Origin of the sequence: Streptomyces sp. AM8-1-1, from assembly GCF_032229325.1 — a bacterium.
Taxonomy (GTDB): Bacteria; Actinomycetota; Actinomycetes; order Streptomycetales; family Streptomycetaceae; genus Streptomyces; species Streptomyces achmelvichensis.
The window spans coordinates 7,347,308-7,366,140 of record NZ_CP135086.1; the positions used below are offsets into that span (position 1 = coordinate 7,347,308).

An 18,833-nucleotide genomic window follows, 5' to 3' on the forward strand; every position below is an offset into this window, starting at 1 on the left:
GTACCGACGAGGCGGAAGGTACCGGCGTGGCGGAAGGTACCGGCGAGGCCTGTCCGGGTGTGCACAGAGCGAGTGCCAGCGCAGGCCCGAGAAGCACGGCCCAGCGCCGGGGCCTCACCCGAAGTCCCGCAGGGTGACGGACTTCCCCGGCCGCAGCGTGACCGTACGGGACGAGCCCCGCCACGACACCGTGGTCGTCCGCCCGCCGACGCTGGTGATCCGCGCCCGGTCGACCGTGCCGTCACTCCAGTCGAGATCGACGACGAAGCCGCCCCGGACACCGACACCGGTCACGGACCCCGACGCGGCCCAGGCGCCGGGCAGTGCCGGCAGGAGTTCGACGTGACCGGGCCGCGCGTACACGAGCATCTCGATCACGGCGGACGGTGTGCCGAAGTTGGCGTCGATCTGGAAGATCCCCCGGCCCTTCTCGACCTCGTAGATGTCGAAGAGGTTCATCGCCGTGCCGTTGACGCCACCCGTGGACGGCCGCAGGTTGTTGGCGAACAACTGGTAGGCGTTCTCCGCCTTCTTCAGGCGCGCCCAGCACAGCGCCCGCCAGGCGTTCGCCCAGCCGAAGCTCTCCGTGCCGCGTGCGGTGAGCAGGGCCGTCGCTCCGTCGAGGAGTTCACCGGACACGGCTCCCGGCCGGATGCGGTCCCCGGGGAACAGCCCCATGAGCGGCGAGAGATGACGGTGCGTCGTCTCGCCGAGGTTGTCAGGCGACATCCACTCCTGGAGCCACCCGGTCTTCGGACTCACCTCAGGCAGATACAGCCGCTCCTGCATCGCTCCCACCGTCCGGCTGTACGCGGCGTCCTTGCCCAGCACCGAACACGCCTGGCGGTACTGGTCGAACAGCGCCCACACCACCTCCTGCCCATAGGCGTTGCCCCGGGTGTCCTGCGGCCCGTGCTCGGGCGACCAGTCCCGGTCCGCCACCAGGACCTCGCGCGGTTCGCCGGTCTCCCGGTCGGTGACCGTCATCGGCACCAGGCGTGTCTCCCAGAACTCGCAGGCACCCTTCAGCAGCGGATGGATGCGGGCCAGATAGTCCCTGTCCAGGGTGTATTCGTAGTGCTCGAACAGCGAGATGCACAGCCAGGCGTTGCCGGGCGGATGCCACCACCATCCGAGGCCGCCGTGCACATTGGTCGAGTACGCCACGGTCCAGCCCGCGACCTTGCCGGAGGTGTTGCGAAAGCGGTTGCGCGGGTCGTTGAACAGCTCCTGGGTGAGCTTGCTCCACGACGGCAGCTGCGCCAGGCAGTAGTCCGCGAGGGCGTCGAAACAGCGCGAGAGCCCGGTGCGGTCAGCCATCCAGTAGTTCATCTGGATGTTGACGTCGCTGTGGTAGTCGCCCATCCAGTCAGGGTCGTTGCCGTCCAGCCACAGGCCCTGGAGGTTGAGCGGAAGTCCGTCCCGCGATCCCGAGATCATGAGGTAGCGGCCGTACTGGACGTACAACGCCTCCAGTTCCGGGTCCGGTTCGGCGTTCTGTGTACGGGCCTTGAGCCGCTCCCAGGTGTCGAGACGCCGCTGCTCGTCCGTCGACTCCCCGAGGGAGAGGCTCATCCGGTCGAACAGCGCCCGGTAGTCGGCCACATGGGTGTGCAGCAGCGCCGTGGAGGAGTGCCGGGAGGCGGCCGTCACCTTCGTCCGGGCGAGTGCGGCCGGGTCCAGATCCGGATCCCGGTAGTCCTGGGCCGCGTTCGGCGCGTAGTTCGTACCGCCGGTGACCACGATCGTGAGTTCCGAGCAGCGGGAGAAGGCGATCCGGCCGCCCTGCACCGAGACGGAGCCGCCCCGGCCGGTCGCGGTGACGGCCGCGCCGTAGCGCAGCCCGTTGTCGAACGTGTCGCCGAACCAGAGCGTGTCCCGGGAGCCGTCCGCCGTCGTCGTCTCGCCGTGAGTGCCGTCGAGACCGATGGAGCCGGTGTACCGGCCGCCGCCGCGCTGGGTGAGGCGGATGACGATCACGTCGTCGGGGTGACTGGCGTAGATCTGCCGCTCGTACGTCACGCCCCCGCGGGTGTACTGGGCGCTGACCAGGCCCTGGCTGAGGTCGAGGCTGCGGCGGTAGCCGGAGACGCCCTGGAGTTCATGGTCCGGTATGTCGACCGCCAGATGCGTGAGCTGCGTGAAGCTCCCGAAGTTCTCACGGGCGTAGGGGAATTGGCCGTCCTGGTCGAGCGTGCCGTTCCGGTGTCCCGTCCACAGCGTGGCATCGGTGAGATAGACCAGCTCGCGGCCGGGGTCGCTGCTCACGAGTGCGCCGATCCGGCCGTTGCCGACCGGGAGGGCCTGCTCGATCATCTTTCGCTCACCGGCCGGAGCGCGGTACCACATCCGGGTCGTCGCACCGGGGGAGAGCATCGGGGAGACGGGGGGCCGGACCGGCGCCGCGGTGGCGCTGAAGGCGGGGAGTCCGCCGAGAGCGGTCGCCGTACCGAGGGCGGTGGCGAGGGAGAGGAATCCCCGGCGGCTGGGCTGTGCGGGTCTGTGCGGGTGCTGGTCGTCCACGAGGCACTCCGGTGATCGGGGCATGACAGGGCGGGGGGTTGGCGAGGAGGACCGCACGAGACATGGGGCCTCGGGGGAGAGCGGGCGGCCGGGGGCGGTCAGGCGCCCCCGGCCGCCGGTTCAGGACCGCTGCTGCTGCGGGACGTCGATCCGGTCGATGTCGGGCGAGTAGCCGGAACCGCTGTCGAACGTGATCGTGTTGCTGCCGGCCTTCAGCGTGACGGGAACGCTGACCCTCTCGGCCGCGCCCCAGCCGCCGCTGGACGGGAAGTCCCAGGTGGCACCGGGCGACCCGTTCGCGCCGACCCGGATCTGCCGCGGGTCTCCGGAGGTGTAGGCGACGTTGAGGACATAGGTGCCGGCCTTCTTGACGACGACCTCGTTGAAGCGGAGCGAGCCGCCGACGTACAGGTTGCCGACCTTCTTGCCGCCCGAGCACTCGTCGCAGCCGGCGACGGACGCGCTGCCGGCGAGCGTGTTGGCCGGGGCCTCCGCCTCGTAGGCCGTCATCGCCGGCGCGGGTCCGCCCGGCTGTACGACGAACAGCCGTGAGCCATGGGCGGGTACGGCCTGGGTGATGCCGCCGTTGTACCGGCCGAGGTTCTCCTTGTTCCACACGTCGCGCACGGAAGCCCGGCCGCCGAAGCCGAGGCTGGACCAGTCGGCCGTGACCGCGGCCGGTGTGTCACCCAGGTTGAACAGGGCGACCGTGTACGTCCCGTCCGGGTTCTTCGCGCCCCACACCTGACTGTCGCCCGCGGTCACCGGCCGGGCCGCCGGTGAGGCCTGCTGATTGAGCTTCAGCACCTCGCGGTTGGTGAGGAGGGAGAGGCCGTAGGAGTCCAGCTCGGTGATGTCGTCACCCGTGTACAGCGGGGACTTGGAGATCGCCCACAGGGTCATGTAGCTCTGCCGCTCGGCCTTGGTCAGCCCGTCCATCGCGCCGTTGCCGACGTTCAGGGAGTCCAGGTCGTTGAACCCGCCGGGGCCCCCGTGCCGGGTCCACGCCGGGGTGTCGCGCCACCGGTCCTCGACGGAGTTGTCCCAGGTCACCAATGTGTTGCAGTAGCACTCGACATCGGTGTCGATACGCCAGCCGTTGGAGTACTTCTTCCAGTCGGCCACGTGGTTGACGTCCAGCGACCACGAGAGTTCGAGGTGGATGGGGCGCCCGGCGGTGGCGATGGCCTGCTTCCACGCGGCGATGTCGGCGCGGTTGTCGTAGTTGTCACCGCTCTTGAAGGAGCCGGGGCCGACGCCGTCGATCTTGAGGAAGTCATAGCCCCAGTCGGCGAACAACTGCGCCTGGGAGTCGATGTACTTCTGGGCGCACGCCTGCGAAAAGTCGATCTTGTAGGCGCTGTCCCAGCCGTTCGTGGTGCGCAGATCGCTGTGGACGATGTCGCCGGTGGTGCAGCCGGGGGCGTTCCAGACGGGCACCTTGCCCTCGCCGTAGGCCTCCTTCTCCAGGCCGACCGGCAGATAGATGCCCGCCTTGAGGCCCTTGCGGTGCAGGCGGTCGGCCACCGCCTTCATCCCGCTCGGGAACCGCTCGGGGTCGGCCTGCTGCCGGCCGTACGCGTCGAAGTGCGGCTTCCACTGCCAGTCGCGCCACCAGCCGGCGTCGATGTTGACGTACTCGTAGCCGTAGGGCTTGAGCTTGGCGGCCATGGCGTCCGCCTGCTTGAGCACGTTGGCCTCGGTCAGATAGCTGTAGTCACCCCGCGGGTTGAGGCCGGGGTACTTGCTGGACTGCATGGACCAGCTGGTCCATCCCATGTACGGCTTCTGCGCGACGGCGTCCTGCGCGGGGGCTTCCTGCGCACGTGCGTCCGGTGTCACGGCCGCGGGCGCGGCGGGGATCGTGGTGGCCGGTCTCTGGATCGATGCCGTGGGTCCGGTGGGAGGCGCGGCCGAGATGAGGGCGGTGGCGACGGCGAGTGCCACGGCTCCTGAGGTGAACGCTGCGGGGGACAGCATGGGGCTCCTATCGGGGTTCGGATCCGATGAACGTCTGAATCGCGGCGGCCGCGGCCCCCCGCGCCCATTCCTCGAAGGGCAGCGGACGGGTCGTCACCTCGCACCGGGCGGCGGCCCCGAAGGCCGCCGCTCCGAAGGCGTCACGAATGTGCTCGGCGAACAGGTCGTACGCCGCGAGTCCCTCGCCCGAGATGATCACGCGCTCGGGTCCGAGCAGATTGACCACGGCCCCGATCGCGCGCCCGATCGCCTCACCGGCCCGGGCGTACGCCTCCCGGGCGCCCGCGGCACCCGCATGGGCCAGTTCCAGGGCTTCGGCGGAGTCGGCCACCGGACGGCCGGTGTCCTCCCGGATGCGCCGCAGAATCGCGGAGTCCGAGGCGATCGCCTCGACGCAGCCGGTGTTGCCGCAGTGACAGACGGGCCCCTGCGGGTCGATGGGGAGATGGCCGATCTCACCCGCCACACCGTGCGAGCCGGAGACCACACGGCCGTCGACCACGAGTCCGCAGCCGATACCGGCGCCGACCGTGACGACGGCGAAGTTCGCGCAGCCGACGCCCCCGCCGAACCACTGCTCGGCGATCGTCAGTGCGCGGACATCGTTGTCGACGGTCACCGGGAGCCCTGTCGCCGCCGACACCAGCTCGGCCAGCGCGATGTCGCGCCAGCCGAGGAAGGGGGAGTAGTGCACGACCCCGGCGGAGCGGTCGACGTCCCCGGACACGGCGACGCCGACCCCTTGCACCGCGACTCCGAGGCCCTGCGCCTCGGCGGCCAACTCCTCGGTCAGCGCGGCGATGAGCCCGATGACATCGGCCGGCCGCTGCGTCGTGAACGGTGCGTGGCGCGCGGTCCTGATGCGGCAGCACAGGTCCGTCAGTACGGCGATGACCTCGTCGCCGGTCACCTTGACGCCGATGAACAGGGCCCGGCCGCCGTCGACCTGTACGGGGTTGGCGGGGCGCCCGAGCGATGCGCGCATCCCGTCGCCCTCGGTCTCGATCACATAGCCCGCCTCGATCAGCGGGCGGACCGCTTTGGTCACGGCGGCGGAGGAGAGCCCGGTGCGGCGGGCGAGTTCGACCCGGGTGAGCGGGCCCTGGGAGAGCACGGTGATGAAGACGGCGGAGGCGGCGGGGGTGGCCACCGGGAACGTCTCCACACGGTACGTCGACGGCATGGCGGGAAACGTAGGTGAGTTAATTTCCGCTGTCAATAAAAGAAACCGAAACCGTGGGAAGAGATGCCGCCGGGGCGGTGAGGCCGTCAAATGCCTGGTCCGGGTGGTGAGTTGTCCGACGATGTGGGCGGCGCGGCCCGCGATACGCGGAACGCTCAGGTGCGTCCGCGATCTGCCCCGGGGCGGGCAGGGCCGGTGCGCACGCCCGGGACGGGCGGAGTGGTCCGACGGCCGAGTCGGTCAACGCCGCACAGTGCGCGGTCAGTGTCAACGCCGCACAGTGCGCGGTCAGTTGCGCAGGGCCTCGTACGCCACGCCGGCGAGGACCAGGTCCTCCCATGCCATCCCGACGCTCTTGAACAGCCGCGGACGGGAGCCGTCGACCCGCGCCTCACCGCGCGCGAGCCCGGCGAAGGCCACGAGTTCGTCCGCATCCAGCGCCCCCGACTCCACCGCGAGCACGACATCGCCGGCCTCGCGGAGCGCGGCGGACCGTGCCTCCACCACCACCATCGAGCGGCGCACGGTCTCGTCGTCCACCTCGCGTGCGTCGCGCTCGTGGGATCCGACGGCGACGACCGTCGCCCGCGCGGGCAGTGCCGATCCGTCGAACAGGGGCGTACGGGCGGTGGTGCAGCAGGCCACCAGGTCCGCCGTGGCCACCGCGTCCGCGGTCCCGGCCTCGACGGAGACGTCCGCTGCTGCCTCGTACTGCCCCAGGAAGCGCGCCAGCCGCTGCGGGTCGCGGCCGACGACCGTGATGTGCCGCAGCGGCCGGATCGCCCGCAGGGCCTCGACATGGCTGTGGGCCTGAGGTCCGGTTCCGAAGACGACCAGGCGTTGTGCGTCGGGCACGGCGAGCAGGTCCGCCGCGGCGGCCGACACCGCCGCGGTGCGTACGGCGGTCAGTGCGATCCCGTCGAGCACGGCGACCGGGCCGAGCGTTTCGGCATCGAGCAGCAGATAGCTGCCTTGGATGCGGGGGAGTCCGCGGTCCGGGTTGGCCGGCGCGACGGAGGCGATCTTGACGCCCGCGTAGCGTGCGGCGTGCGACGGCATCAGCAGCAGCTGTCCGTGCTCGACGGGGACCACGGACCGGGCGGGATCGGACTCCGGGTCCAGTCCGTCGCGCAGAGCCCGCTGGAGGGCGGCGATCGCCGACGCCATGGGCAGTGCGGTGCGTACCGCGTCGGCGTCGAGGAAGGCGATCGTGCCGTCGTTCATCCGGTCCTCCGGGGAGAGCTGCCCTGCCTGCCTGCGTGCATGTCTGCCTGCGTGCATGTCTGCGGCGCGGCGGACGCCGGAGCGGCCGGCTCCGGCGCCGCACCCGGCCCGACGGGAACAGTCTCGCCCGCGGCAGGCCCCTTTCGCGACGGCACAGCCCTCAGGCGCGGTCGGGCCCCTGCTCCCGTACCTCCTCGACATGCCTGAGCGAGTCGCGCAGATCGGTCAGCCAGGTGTCCGCGTTGCGCTGGACCAGGCGGACGCACCAGGCGAGGGCATCGCTGCGGCTGCGGGCGACACCCGCGGCGATCAGTGTGTCCAGGAGCTGCCGCTCCGGCTGGCGCAGCCGGGTCATCGTCGGCGCCGAGACGGTGGTGAACATGGTCCGCAGGCCGCCGCACTCGACGCCCCATGAGACCTTGCGCCCGAACTTCCGCTCCGCCTGCCGTGCGACCTGCACCCGGTCGTCGCGGGTGCGCTCCCTGAACTCCGCGGCACGGCCTTCCCGCGCCGCTTCCCGTTCCGCGGGCGAGACGTCGTCGGCGAGCTCCGGCTCGGGTATCCGGCCGACGACGGTGATCTCCTCGCGGTCCACAGTCACTTCCAGGAGCTCGGCGAAGAGCCCGTCGGGCAGTCGCCCGGCGAACCAGCCCCGCAGCACCTGTTCCTGCTCTTGAGTGATCATGTAATTCAGATTACATCCGTGCTTTCGGCAGCGGGAGAGGGATCAGCCCAGGGCGTAACCGGCGCCGGGCGGCCTGGTGGATCACCGTCCGGCAACGGCTCGCGCACCCTGGCGGCCGGTCCTAAGGTGGCGACTGTGAGAGCGGAACGGCTGATCTCTGCTGCGCACGCCGCCGGGATGCCCGACACCCCGAGTCCCGTCGCGGCATCGAGCGGCGCCGGCACGGCCGCGCCCGAACGGCCGGCGGCCGTGGTGAGAGGTGCGGCCCATGCGTGAGATCCTCCCGACGCTCCGTCAGTGGTACGAGGCCGGTGCCACCTTCGGTCTCGCAACCGTCGTCGGCGTCAGCCGCAGCGCACCCCGGGGTCCCGGCGCGTCGATGGCGGTGGGGCCGGACGACCAGGTCGTCGGCAGCGTCTCCGGGGGATGCGTCGAGGGCGCGGTCTTCGAACTGGCCAAGGAGGTCGCCGAGAGCGGCCTGGCCCGGCTGGAGACCTTCGGATACAGCGACGAGGACGCGTTCGCCGTGGGCCTCACCTGCGGAGGTGAGATCACCGTCCTCGTACGCCCGGTGTCGGCGGCCACCGACCCGTCCTTCGGTGAGGTCGCGGCATCGGTCGCCGACCACCGCCCCGTGGTGGTCGCCACCGTCGTCGACGGCCCCGCCGCGCGGGGCGCGTCCATCGCCGTGTGGCCGGACAGCGTGTCGGGCTCGCTGGGCTCCACGGGACTCGACGCCGCGGTCACCGACGACGCCCGCGGCGAACTCGCCCAGGGCGCGACCGGCCGACGCCACTACGGCCCGCACGGCGAGCGACGCGTGGACGACGTCACGGTCTTCCTGCACTCCTTCGCCCCACCACCCCGGATGCTGGTCTTCGGCGCCATCGACTTCGCGGCCGCGGTGGCGGGGATCGGAGCCTTCCTGGGCTACCGGGTCACGGTGTGCGACGCCCGCCCGGTCTTCGCGGACCCACGACGCTTCCCCGACGGCGTCGAGGTCGTCGTCGACTGGCCGCACCGCTATCTGCGCACGACCGGGACGGACGACCGGACGGTGCTCTGCGTCCTCACCCACGACCCCAAGTTCGACGTACCGCTCCTGGAGGTCGCCCTGCGCTCACCGGCCTCGTACATCGGCGTCATGGGCAGCCGCCGCACGCACGATGACCGCATGGCACGCCTGCGGGAGCGGGGCCTGACCGAGGACGAACTGGCACGCCTCCACTCACCGATCGGCCTCGACCTCGGCGCCCGCACACCGGAGGAGGTGGCGGTCTCGGTGGCGGCCGAGATCGTCGCCCTGCGCTGGGGCGGCACGGGCACACCGCTGGCGCGGACGGCGGGGGCCATTCACGGGGCGCGGACGTCGGGGCTGAAGTCGGTCTGAGGGGGAGGCTCCTCCTGCTCGCGGCCGGCCCGGCGGCTCGTCATCCACGAGCTCCAGCCGACCCCGCAGGATGACGCGTCCGAGACCTCCGGAGCGAACACCGGGACCGCAAGCGGCAGTTGCCCTGAGGTTCTCCCCCCAGGTGATGTCGTCGTCGATGGTCCACTCGACGTGATACTCACCCGGTGGGGCGGCCGGATCTCCACACCACCGGACCCAGGCGTCGCCGAACGCCGTCCGTATCAGGGCAAGTCCTGGACTCCGGGGAGATGTCGCGAGCTCCATGATGTCGACCAGCATGGCTCGATCATGAAGTATCGGCGTTGCGGCGGCGCGGGCGTACGTCGCGCTGACGTCGATGCCGGCGGCCAGGTGTCCGCAGTGAGGAGAGGTACGGGTGTGTCCAACGAGGTGACGAGAACAACGCCTGAGGTGCATCGGAGCGCGTGGGATCAAGCCTTGCGGTCCATCTTCTGCGCGTTCCCGCTCGTCCACCTGCTCCGCCGCACTGCCACGTGTCACCGCCGGTGCCACACTGGCGGTGTGGCGGACAGTGAACGGCAGATGGACCGGCGTCTGGAGCGAGCCATCCTCGATCTGCTGGAGCGTCGCAGCCCGACTGCGAGCATCTGCCCCTCGGACGCCGCGCGGGCCGTGTACCGAGGGGACGACGACGGCTGGCGTGCGCTGATGGAGCCGGCCCGGGACGCGGCCCGGCGGCTGGTCGCCGCCGGCGAGGTGGAGATCACCCAGGCCGGACGCCCCGTCGAGCCGACAGAGGCCCGCGGCCCGATCCGCATCCGCCGCGCCCGTTGACGCACCTCAGGCGTGGCATTGCCCAGTTGCCGGGCTGCACGGTTGCGCCGTTCGTCGGCTCACGCTGCCTCAAGCACCTGGCCGGCTGGAACCCGCCAGGCACCCCCGTACGAACGCATTGCGAAACGTCCCGGCCGGGTCCAGCCTGTCCGCAAGCGCCGCGAAGTCGCCCACGTGCGGATAGCGCGCCCGCAGTTCCGCCGACGGTACGCCGAAGACCTTGCCCCAGTGCGGTCGCGGCGCGAAAGGCGACAGGCACTCTTCGACCAGGGCGACCACCGGCAGGACCGCCGCCGCGTCAGGGACCCAGGTGAAGTGGAAGGCGACCGTGTCGCGGCCCTGGGCCGGGCTGAGCCACTGGGTGTCGGCGGCGACCGTGCGTACCTCGCAGATCTGGAGGACGGGGGCCAGCGCCGTGCGCACGGAATCCAGCTGCCGCAGCGCGGCGAGTGCGTCGGCACGGGGGAGCAGGTACTCCGACTGGAGTTCGGCGCCGCTGCTCGGAGTGAACTCGGCGCGGAAATGCGGCAGTCGCTCGTGCGACGGCCCGGGTGCACCCAGCTGCGGAGTGCAGTTGACCGCGGGCATGCCGGGTACGGGATGCAGTTGTTCCGTCGCCGAGGCCGCCGAAGAAACGCCGGGCACGTCGAGAGGCGGTCCGTCGGAACGCCGTTTGAACCATGCCTGCGTGAAGCGTGACGCGCGCCAGTCGGTGAAGAGACTCACGCTGTACGCCGCCGAGCTCACGGCCTCGAAGTCCAGCCCCGCCAGCGGCAGATCGGTGAAGACGTGCTGACTCACGTCGAATGCCGGCTCCAGATCGAGCGTGAGCGCGGTGACGACTCCGAGGGCGCCCAGTGAGACCACGGCGCCCTCGAAACCGGCGTCTCCGCGGCGCATCACGAGCGAGGAGCCGTCGGCGGTGACCAGTTCCACGGCGCTCACCGCCGATGACAGTGGCTGGTTGGCGCTGCCGGAACCGTGTGTGCCGGTCGCGACCGAGCCCGCCACCGAGATGTGCGGGAGCGAGGCCAGATTGGGCAGCGCCAGTCCGTGCCCGTGGACGAGCCGCGCCAGTTCCGCGTACCGCACACCGCCCCCGGCGCGCACCGTGCGGGCCCCCGTGTCGACCTCCACGGAGGACGGGAAACGCGTGAGGGACAGCAGCGTCCCGCCCGGACCGTCGACGTCGGCGATCGTGTTGAACGAGTGTCCGCTGCCGAGGACCCGCACCTGGGTGCTGTCGGCGACCAGGGTGCGCAGTTCGTCGAGCGATCCGGGAGTGTGCAGCTGAGCCGTCGAAAAGGTGATGTTCCCTGCCCAGTTGGTCACACCCATGCCCGCAGCCCTTCTGGAAGCCCTCTACGTCAGTGCGTTGCCGGGCATGCTCCCATGCGGTCGTACGGCCGGGCTCCGACCGGGTGCTCCGGCGCCGACGTGCTCCGCCGCCGGCCTCCTCGGCGTGCCGTTGTCTTCCGACGCGCCGTCCTACGCTGGTGCGCCGCCCTGCTCGGGCATGCCGGTCTGGCCGTTGCGCCGCGTGACCATGGGGAGCGCACGCACCAGGTCGGCCGGGAGGGTCAATCCTTCCTCGGAGGAAGGATTGACGGCGAGCCACAGGTCGTCCGCCGGCCAGTTGGCGGCCAGGTCGACGACAGGGATGCGCACCGCGCTTTCGGGGTCCCCGCCGACCGCCAGCAGAGCGTCCTCCGACGTGAAGACCGGGATGTACCGCGTGCCGTCCTGTTCGATCACCGGCAGTGCGATGGCACCCTCGGGACGTTCCTCCTCGCCTTCGGCCGGCGGCGCCTGCGGCAGCAGGGCCACGCTGTTCGCGAGATCGATGAGCGCGGCCTGCGTGTCCGCCATGTCCGCCGCGGACGGGGTCTCCTCGGGGGAGGGCGTCGGGGGCCCGTGCTCGTCGGGGGTCGAGGGGGTCATGGCCAGTCCTCTCGTCGGCGTTGCCTACCGCCCGTCCGCCGAATGCGGGTGGACGCGGTTTGCCTCAGTCGCCGCCGGATGCCGCCCAGCGGCGCGGGGCCGGGGGCGAGCGTGGCAATACGTCCAGGCTAAGCCGCCGGGCGCCGGGTGCGCAGTCGACGATCACCGCGTCCGGTGGGCCGGGGCCCCGCCCCACGGACCCCGGCGGTTTCGACCCGCCCGGGAGCGCCTGCCCCTGAGGCTCGGGCGGCCACGTGCGCCCCAGTGGCCCGCGTACATCCCGCGGATCGGCCCCCGGCGTACAGCCCGCGCACCGACGCCCGTCGCACAACTTGCGCACCCCAACCCCGGCGCACATCCCGCGCACCGACGCCCGGGGTGCAGCTCGCGCACGACGCACGGCGAGTACGAGCGCCCCGGCGCGTCGATGGCCCGGTCCGGCCGCCGCAGGGCGGACGATCTGGGAGACGTCGTCCAAACACAGGAAGGCATTCTTCGTGGCCACCACACGCAACGCGCACACCGAGTGGGAAGGCGAACTGCTCAAGGGCTTCGGGGAGGTCACGTTCGACTCGTCGGGCCTCGGCCACTTCCCCGTGACCTGGGCTTCTCGTGCCGAGGATCCCAACGGGAGGACGAGCCCGGAGGAGCTGATCGCAGCCGCCCACTCCAGCTGTTTCTCGATGGCCCTGTCGAACATCCTCACGAAGGCCGGTACGCCTCCGACGATGCTCACGACGAAGGCCGCGGTGACGTTCGAGCCGGGCCCCGGGATCACCGGCATCCACCTCACGGTGACGGGTCAGGTGCCGGGTACGGACGAGGCCGGCTTCAAGGCGGCGGCCGAGGACGCGAAGGCCAATTGCCCGGTCAGCAAGGCTCTCACCGGCACCACGATCACGCTCACCGCCGCGCTCGACTGACGCCGCGATCCCTGTGCCGCGCCGCCGCCCGCCGCCTGGGCGGCGGCCCGCCCTGGGCTGTGGGAAGGCCGTCAGAGAACCCACTTGTACTTGGCGCCGCCGACCCATCTCACCTGCGCGGGGTCGTCCAGATCGATGTGCTTCAGACCCGCGCTGTACGCCAGGTCGAGCAACTCCACGAGATCGCGGGCGATGCCGGCCAGTTCCCCGTTGATCTCGACGGAGCGGAACGGCGGGTCGCCCTGCATGACGGGGTGAACCACGATCGGCGGGGGCCAGGGGCTCCGCGGCTCATCCTCAGGGGTGGTCATCATGACCGACCGGGACGATTGGGCATCACAGCTCCCTGATGCAACCGTGGTTCATCGGACGCAGGGTGCGCGTACGCAACGCAAGGTGCGTGTACCAGGTCCATTTTAGAAGCGCCGCTGCTCACCGCACTTCGGGGCGCGGGGGTCTCCCGGTGCCGGTGCCCCCACCGAGGTGGGCGCGTCGGCGCGGATCAGTCCGGAGGCAGGCACAGGACCGGAATCCGCTGGACGGCGTTGTTGCCGAAGCCGCCGCGGTTCCACGGCTGCGTCAGAGGCTGGACATGTCCCTCGGCGTCGCCGGCGCGGACGCTGAGCACGTACGTCCCGGGTGCGGCGTCCCACCACGTACGCCAGCGCCGCCACGCCCAGCCGTGTCGGCCCGGAGGGTCGACTTCCGTCGCGCGCCAGCTTCGGCCGTCGTCGGTGCTCACCTCGACCGCGGTCACCGGTGCCCTGCCGGACCACGCCCGGCCCTCCAGGAGGACGCGACCCGGCCTCAGCACGCGGGCACGGGACATGAAGTCCGGGAACCCCGGCGGGATCATCAGGGCCCGCGGGGCGATCCGGGTGACCGCCTCGCCGGGCTCGTCGGCCGACTGCCGGTAGCGGTAGGCCACCGCCTGCTGGAATCCCGTGAACGGCGTCGCGGTGACGTCGATGTCGCACAGCCATTTCACGTGCGCCATGCCGTACCAGCCGGGCACCACCAGCCGCAGGGGATGGCCGTGCTGCGGCGGCAGGGGAGATCCGTTCATCTCGTACGCCACCAGCACCTCGGGGTCGTCGCCGGTGGCCACCGCCAACGGCAGGCTCCGCCGGTAGTCCTGCTCCACACCCCGCTCGATGCCGTGGTCGGCGCCGGTGAACACCGCCTCCACGGCATCCGCCGCCGGCCCCGCCTCGGCCAGGAGCACCCGTAGCGGTACTCCGGTCCAGTCGGCGGTTCCGACCGCCTCGACCAGCCACGGCTGGCTGACCGGTCGTGGCGAGAGGCGCGCGCGACCGTTGCCGGCGCATTCCATCGTCACGCGCTGGGTGACGGCCGGGAAGGACCGCAGGGCGTCGATGCCGAGGGTCAGTGGGGTGCGGACCAGCCCCTGCACGGTCAGCTCCCACGCCTCGGCAGCGGCGGCGGGAATGTCGTAGTGGGTCAGTACGTAGTGCAGTCCTGGCGGGGTCACGTCGTCGCGCATGGCTTCCAGCGGCAGCCCGTGGTTCCGGGCCGCGAGCGCCAGTTCCTCCAGGCCGATGCCTTCGCCGGGCCCGGCCACCCGTGCCGGACCGCTGACCCGGCCGATGTGTCCGTCCATGACCCCATGGTGCTCTTCCACGGCAGTGCGGGCGCCTCGTGGGACGTGCGGGGTTTGCGGCGGTCCCCGGTCGGCGGGACCCTGGACGTACGAGCCATGTGGACACCTGAGAGGCCCTGACCGCGCGTCGGTTGCGGGCCATGCCCCCGTCGGCGGGGACCACGACGGCGGGGCGTTCGGAAGCTGCGGCCGGGACGGCCGGAAGAGCCGGAAGAGCCGAAGGGCAGGCGGGTCACGGTCCGTGCCCCCGCCGGAGGAGATCGTGATGGACGACACCACTCTGGAAGCGATGCGGACAGCGCTGCGCGGTCCGGTCATCGGCCCGGACGATCTGGACTACGGGCAGGCCTGCAAGATCTACAACGGGATGATCGACCGCCGGCCGGCGGCCATAGCGCGATGCACGGACGTGGCCGATGTCATGGCCGCCGTCGATTTCGTACGCGACCACGGTCTCGAGCTCGCCGTGAGAGGCGGCGGCCACAGCGGTCCCGGACTGTGTCTGGTGGACGAAGGCGTCACCATCGACCTGGCGCCCATACGCTGGACGCACATCGATCCCGGCACGCGGACCGCCCTGGTCGGCGGCGGCAGCCAGCTCGGCGACCTCGACCACGCCGGCCACGCCTTCGGTCTCGCCACCCCCTCCGGCATCAACTCGACGACCGGCGTCGGCGGACTCACCCTGGGCGGCGGCCACGGCCACCTCACCCGCAAATACGGCCTCACCATCGACAACCTGGTCTCCGCCGACGTCGTCCTCGCGGACGGCAGCCTCGTCACCGCGAGCGAGAGCGAGCATTCCGATCTGTTCTGGGCGTTGCGTGGAGGCGGCGGGAACTTCGGCATCGTCACCTCGTTCCGCTACCGGCTGCATCCCGTCAGCACCGTGGGCGTCGCGTTCACCCTGTGGCCGGTCGAGCGGACCCGTGAGGTGCTGCGGTGGTACCGCGAGTTCCTGCCGCAGTCCGCCGACGACCTGAACGGCTTCTTCGCGCTGCTGTCGGTACCGCCCGGCCCGCCGTTCCCCGAGGAGATCCACGGACGGAAGATGTGCGGGGTGGTGTGGTGCTGGACCGGCGACCCGGACCGCCTGGACGAGGTGCTCCGGCCCGTGAACGACGCCGGGACCCCGGCCTTCCACTTCACGACGCCGATGCCCTACCCGGCGCTCCAGAGCATGTTCGACGACCTGCTTCCGAGCGGACTCCAGTGGTACTGGCGCGGCGCCTTCTTCGACCGCATCACCGACGAGTCCCTCGACGTCCATCTCCACTACGGTGAGAACCTCCCCACCCCTCTGTCGACCATGCACCTGTATCCGGTCGACGGCGCCGCCGGCCGGGTCCCGAGGGATGCCACCGCCTGGAGCCACCGGGACGCCATCTGGTCCGGTGTCGTCGTCGGCATCGACCCCGACCCCGCCAACGCCCCGGCGCTCAAGGAGTGGTGCACCGCCTACGAGGAGGCGCTCCGCCCGTACTCGATGGGCGGCTCCTATGTGAACTTCCTGGGTGAGGACGAGGGCCAGGACCGGGTCAGGGCCACCTATGGGGACCACTTCGACCGGCTGGCGGAGATCAAGCGGACCTACGACCCGCACAACCTCTTCCACGCCACCCAGAACGTCCGGCCCGCCGAACCGGCAGGCCGCTGACGGGCCCACGGTCCGGATGTTCCGGGCTCCGCCCCCGTCGCCGTCAGGTCGACCACACGACGAGCACGGCCGCGACGACCGTGGCGGCGGCCACGCACAGGAAGGCCGTCCGCACGGGTGCCACCAGGAGGTCGGTCACGGCCATCCGGAACCGGGCGTCCGACACGGGGACGGCACGCACGTCTCCTGGGGCGGTGCACACGGCGCCGCCCTCGTCCTCTCCGCCGCACGGCCGTTCGTCCGGTGGCCGGGTGACGGTCACGACCGAAACCCCGGCCACGGGCAACGGGTCACTTTCCCAAGCGCTCATGCCGAATCAACCGTCCGGCCGGCCGAAAGGGCCCGGCACGCGTCCGATCCGCAATCCCGCCGTCACCGAGCCGTTAGCCGATATGGCGCCCAGGCTCAGTGCGGCGGGAACACCGGCCCTGCCGTCACGGCTGCTCGGGGGCGGGGAAGCGCAACACCTTCTGGTCCTTGAGGGCTTCGGTCATGTACGTCCGCCAGATCTCCGACGGGAACGAGGCGCCGTGGACCTTCTCCTGGCCACCCGTACCGAACATCTCCAGGAATGTGCCGTTGCGGTTCTTCTCGTCGTCGTCGAGGCGGTACATGTCGATCGCGGTCGACAGCTGCGGGGTGTAGCCCACGAACCAGGCAGACTTGTTGCCGTCGGTCGTACCGGTCTTACCGGCGACCTCACGGCCCGGCAGCCGCGCGTTCCGTCCGGTGCCTTCGTCGTTCTCGACGACATCCCTGAGCACGTCGGTCACGGAGCCGGCGACCGCGGCGGGGAAGGCCTGCTTGGACTCGTCCTTGTGCGCGTGGACCACCCTGCCCTCCCGGCTCACCTTGGTGACGGAGTACGGCTCACGCTGCTTGCCCCCGTCCGCGAAGGTGCCGTAGGCCCCGGCCATACGGATGGCGCTGGGGGAGGAGGTACCGAGGGAGAACGAGGGGACGTCCGACGTGTTGAGCGAGTTCTCGAGAAGGCCCGCGTCGACGGCGGCCCGGCGGACCGAGGGGATGCCGACGTCCATGCCCAGCTGAACGAACGGTGAGTTCGCCGAGCGGATCATGGCCTCACGCAGCGAGAGGTTTCCGTACGACTCGTTGCCGTCGTTCGTCTGCAGCCACTCCTTGCCCTCCGCGGTCAGCCACACCGAGCCGTCATAGTTCTTGATCTTGAGCTTGTCCTGGCCGCTGTAGACGTTTGTGTCGGGATCGACGGGCGTACGCTCGGCACTTCCCTGAGTCGCGCCGCCCTGCGGGTCGCGCACACCGTCGCGCAGCGCCGCCGCCAGGACGAAGGCCTTGAAGGTCGATCCGACCGGGACGCCGGTCGCGTCGGCGTTGTTGGTGAAGTGCTCGGTCGCGTCCTCACCGCCGTAGACGGCGACGATCGCACCCGTCCGCGGGTCGACCGACGCACCGCCGAATTGGACGTGCGTGTCCGTCTTCGGCCGCTTGTCGGGCTTGATGCTGGCCTCGCGGACCTTCCGCACCGCCTTCTCGAGCTGGTCGACCTTCTTCTTGTCGAAGGTGGTGTGGATCTCGTAGCCGCCGCGCGCCAAGTCGTCCGAAGTCAGGTCGAGGGTCCGGTCCTTGAGGACGTTCGCCTTGGCGAGTTCGACGAGATAACCGACCTGTCCGCCGAGCTGGGTCCCCTTGGAGATGGACTGGGGCATGGGGAACGAGGGGTACTGCGCCCGCTCGGCAGCACTCAGATGCCCGTCCTTGACCATCTCGTTCATGACCCACTTCCAGCGGTCGGTCACCCGCGCCAGATTGGCCTCCGGTGTCGCCGCCGGATCGACGTCCACGGAACCGGCCGGATCGAAGTACACCGCGCCCTTGAGCAGCGAGGCGAGGAAGGCGCACTCGCTGGGGTTCAGGGCTTTGGCGTTCTTCCCGTAGTACGTACGGGCCGCGGCCTGGATCCCGTAGGAATCCCGCCCGTAGTAGGCGGAGTTGAGATAGCCGGCCATGATCTCCGACTTGTCCATGTCGGCGCCGACCTTGATGGAGACGAACAGCTCTGCGACCTTACGGCTCACGCTCCTCGGCTGGTCGCCGAGCCGGGTGTTCTTCACATACTGCTGGGTGATGGTGGAACCGCCCTGGGTCTCACTGCCCTTGGTCATGTTCACCACGGCGCGGCCGATCCCCATGGGGTCGACGCCCGCGTCGGTGCGGAACGTCTTGTTCTCCGCCGAGATCACCGCGTTCTGCATGGCCTGCGGGATCTGATCGATGCCGATGATCTGGCGGTTGATCTCTCCACCGGTGGCGGCCATCTGCGTGCCGTCGGCCCAGTAGTAGACGTTGTTCTGCGCCTCGGCCGCGCTGGTCGGGTCAGGGACCTCCACCAGTGCGTAGGCGACGGTCGCGGCCCCCACCGTTGCGGTGACGACGGCGAAGGAGGTGCCGACGACGAGCCGCCACGAGGGTATCCAGCGGCGCACCCCGCCCTTGTCGCGACGGGGGTAGTCGATCAGGCGCTTCTTGTCGGCATGTGCGTCCGTGTCGCGGTCGGCCTTGCCGTCGCCGCCCTCGACATCTCCCCGGCCACCGTCGCCTTCGGTGTGGCCGGTGTCCGTCCCGTCCTCTTCGGCGTGGCCGGTGTCCGTCCCGTCCTCGGGGGCCAATCCGGGACGACGGCGGTCGTCCGTGTTCTCGCCGTCGGGGGACTGGGGCCCATCGGGACGGTTCTGGGTCATCGAACGGACACTCCTCCGGGAGGCGAATGTGAAAGCCGGCCGCGCAACTCCCGGCGCAACCATCACGATTGCCGGAACGTTGGCATGGCGGCGCGGCACACAGTACACGCCGGTCAGGAGAGTGCCCGGAGGGTTTGTCGGGAGACGAAACCGGCCGTGCCGGAGGGACA

General features: G+C 70.8%; 15 protein-coding genes. 4 read left to right on the forward strand and 11 right to left on the reverse strand.

The window, feature by feature from the left end; genetic code table 11:
• Positions 1-114: 114 nt before the first annotated feature.
• From RPQ07_RS32810 to RPQ07_RS32830, 5 genes are all read right to left on the reverse strand, one after another.
• Positions 115-2,523: a glycoside hydrolase family 95 protein gene (locus tag RPQ07_RS32810; RefSeq protein ID WP_313947859.1), complete on the reverse strand. Its 2,409-nt coding sequence runs from the start codon at positions 2,521-2,523 to the stop codon at positions 115-117.
• A gap of 120 nt (positions 2,524-2,643) precedes the next feature.
• A complete protein-coding gene (locus RPQ07_RS32815) occupies positions 2,644-4,503 on the reverse strand; it encodes an alpha-galactosidase D (protein WP_313947860.1) in 1,860 nt (619 codons plus the stop codon).
• A gap of 7 nt (positions 4,504-4,510) precedes the next feature.
• Positions 4,511-5,686: an ROK family transcriptional regulator gene (locus RPQ07_RS32820; RefSeq protein WP_313947861.1), complete on the reverse strand. Its 1,176-nt coding sequence runs from the start codon at positions 5,684-5,686 to the stop codon at positions 4,511-4,513.
• 288 nt (positions 5,687-5,974) lie between these two features.
• Positions 5,975-6,910 (reverse strand): ornithine cyclodeaminase family protein, encoded by a 936-nt coding sequence (locus tag RPQ07_RS32825; protein ID WP_313947862.1) that lies wholly within the window; start codon positions 6,908-6,910, stop codon positions 5,975-5,977.
• A gap of 160 nt (positions 6,911-7,070) precedes the next feature.
• Entirely contained in the window at positions 7,071-7,595 is a 525-nt protein-coding gene (locus RPQ07_RS32830; protein ID WP_313947863.1) for a hypothetical protein, read from the reverse strand.
• A gap of 268 nt (positions 7,596-7,863) precedes the next feature.
• Here RPQ07_RS32830 and RPQ07_RS32835 point away from each other — a divergent pair, with 268 nt between their 5' ends.
• Positions 7,864-8,985: an XdhC/CoxI family protein gene (locus RPQ07_RS32835; protein ID WP_313947864.1), complete on the forward strand. Its 1,122-nt coding sequence runs from the start codon at positions 7,864-7,866 to the stop codon at positions 8,983-8,985.
• A gap of 564 nt (positions 8,986-9,549) precedes the next feature.
• Positions 9,550-9,801, forward strand: coding sequence for a DUF3253 domain-containing protein (locus RPQ07_RS32840; protein WP_413777856.1), 252 nt, complete (start codon positions 9,550-9,552; stop codon positions 9,799-9,801).
• Between the two features lie 69 nt (positions 9,802-9,870).
• Here RPQ07_RS32840 and RPQ07_RS32845 read toward each other — a convergent pair whose 3' ends face one another.
• Both RPQ07_RS32845 and RPQ07_RS32850 read right to left on the reverse strand, forming a co-directional pair.
• The gene (locus RPQ07_RS32845) at positions 9,871-11,139 is read right to left on the reverse strand and encodes an FAD-binding protein (protein WP_313947866.1); all 1,269 of its coding nucleotides are present in this window, start codon (positions 11,137-11,139) and stop codon (positions 9,871-9,873) included.
• A gap of 150 nt (positions 11,140-11,289) precedes the next feature.
• Positions 11,290-11,742, reverse strand: a complete 453-nt coding sequence (locus RPQ07_RS32850; protein WP_313947867.1) for an SseB family protein — start codon at positions 11,740-11,742, stop codon at positions 11,290-11,292.
• 497 nt (positions 11,743-12,239) lie between these two features.
• Here RPQ07_RS32850 and RPQ07_RS32855 point away from each other — a divergent pair, with 497 nt between their 5' ends.
• Positions 12,240-12,665, forward strand: a complete 426-nt coding sequence (locus RPQ07_RS32855) for an OsmC family protein (protein WP_313947868.1) — start codon at positions 12,240-12,242, stop codon at positions 12,663-12,665.
• A 71-nt stretch (positions 12,666-12,736) separates the two neighbouring features.
• Here RPQ07_RS32855 and RPQ07_RS32860 read toward each other — a convergent pair whose 3' ends face one another.
• A complete protein-coding gene (locus tag RPQ07_RS32860) occupies positions 12,737-12,979 on the reverse strand; it encodes a hypothetical protein (RefSeq protein ID WP_313947869.1) in 243 nt (80 codons plus the stop codon).
• A 188-nt stretch (positions 12,980-13,167) separates the two neighbouring features.
• Positions 13,168-14,286 (reverse strand): sulfite oxidase, encoded by a 1,119-nt coding sequence (locus RPQ07_RS32865; protein ID WP_313947870.1) that lies wholly within the window; start codon positions 14,284-14,286, stop codon positions 13,168-13,170.
• Between the two features lie 265 nt (positions 14,287-14,551).
• Between RPQ07_RS32865 and RPQ07_RS32870 the strand changes: the two genes are divergently transcribed.
• Positions 14,552-15,943, forward strand: coding sequence for an FAD-binding oxidoreductase (locus RPQ07_RS32870; protein WP_313947871.1), 1,392 nt, complete (start codon positions 14,552-14,554; stop codon positions 15,941-15,943).
• Positions 15,944-15,986: 43 nt separating this feature from the next.
• On the opposite strand, the gene RPQ07_RS32875 is transcribed toward RPQ07_RS32870, so the two are convergent.
• Both RPQ07_RS32875 and RPQ07_RS32880 read right to left on the reverse strand, forming a co-directional pair.
• Positions 15,987-16,253 carry a hypothetical protein gene (locus RPQ07_RS32875; RefSeq protein WP_313947872.1) on the reverse strand — a complete coding sequence of 89 codons (267 nt, stop codon included), beginning with the start codon at positions 16,251-16,253 and terminating at the stop codon, positions 15,987-15,989.
• Between the two features lie 124 nt (positions 16,254-16,377).
• Entirely contained in the window at positions 16,378-18,441 is a 2,064-nt protein-coding gene (locus RPQ07_RS32880; protein ID WP_413777857.1) for a transglycosylase domain-containing protein, read from the reverse strand.
• Positions 18,442-18,833: the final 392 nt, after the last annotated feature.

Coding starts and splice junctions, on each gene's coding strand:
- RPQ07_RS32830 (WP_313947863.1), bottom strand. CDS start 7,595: ATGATCACTCAAGAGCAGGAACAGGTGCTGCGGGGCTGGTTCGCCGGG.
- RPQ07_RS32870 (WP_313947871.1), top strand. CDS start 14,552: ATGGACGACACCACTCTGGAAGCGATGCGGACAGCGCTGCGCGGTCCG.
- RPQ07_RS32860 (WP_313947869.1), bottom strand. CDS start 12,979: ATGATGACCACCCCTGAGGATGAGCCGCGGAGCCCCTGGCCCCCGCCG.
- RPQ07_RS32875 (WP_313947872.1), bottom strand. CDS start 16,253: ATGAGCGCTTGGGAAAGTGACCCGTTGCCCGTGGCCGGGGTTTCGGTC.
- RPQ07_RS32825 (WP_313947862.1), bottom strand. CDS start 6,910: ATGAACGACGGCACGATCGCCTTCCTCGACGCCGACGCGGTACGCACC.
- RPQ07_RS32850 (WP_313947867.1), bottom strand. CDS start 11,742: ATGACCCCCTCGACCCCCGACGAGCACGGGCCCCCGACGCCCTCCCCC.
- RPQ07_RS32845 (WP_313947866.1), bottom strand. CDS start 11,139: ATGGGTGTGACCAACTGGGCAGGGAACATCACCTTTTCGACGGCTCAG.
- RPQ07_RS32820 (WP_313947861.1), bottom strand. CDS start 5,686: ATGCCGTCGACGTACCGTGTGGAGACGTTCCCGGTGGCCACCCCCGCC.
- RPQ07_RS32815 (WP_313947860.1), bottom strand. CDS start 4,503: ATGCTGTCCCCCGCAGCGTTCACCTCAGGAGCCGTGGCACTCGCCGTC.
- RPQ07_RS32835 (WP_313947864.1), top strand. CDS start 7,864: ATGCGTGAGATCCTCCCGACGCTCCGTCAGTGGTACGAGGCCGGTGCC.
- RPQ07_RS32865 (WP_313947870.1), bottom strand. CDS start 14,286: ATGGACGGACACATCGGCCGGGTCAGCGGTCCGGCACGGGTGGCCGGG.
- RPQ07_RS32840 (WP_413777856.1), top strand. CDS start 9,550: ATGGACCGGCGTCTGGAGCGAGCCATCCTCGATCTGCTGGAGCGTCGC.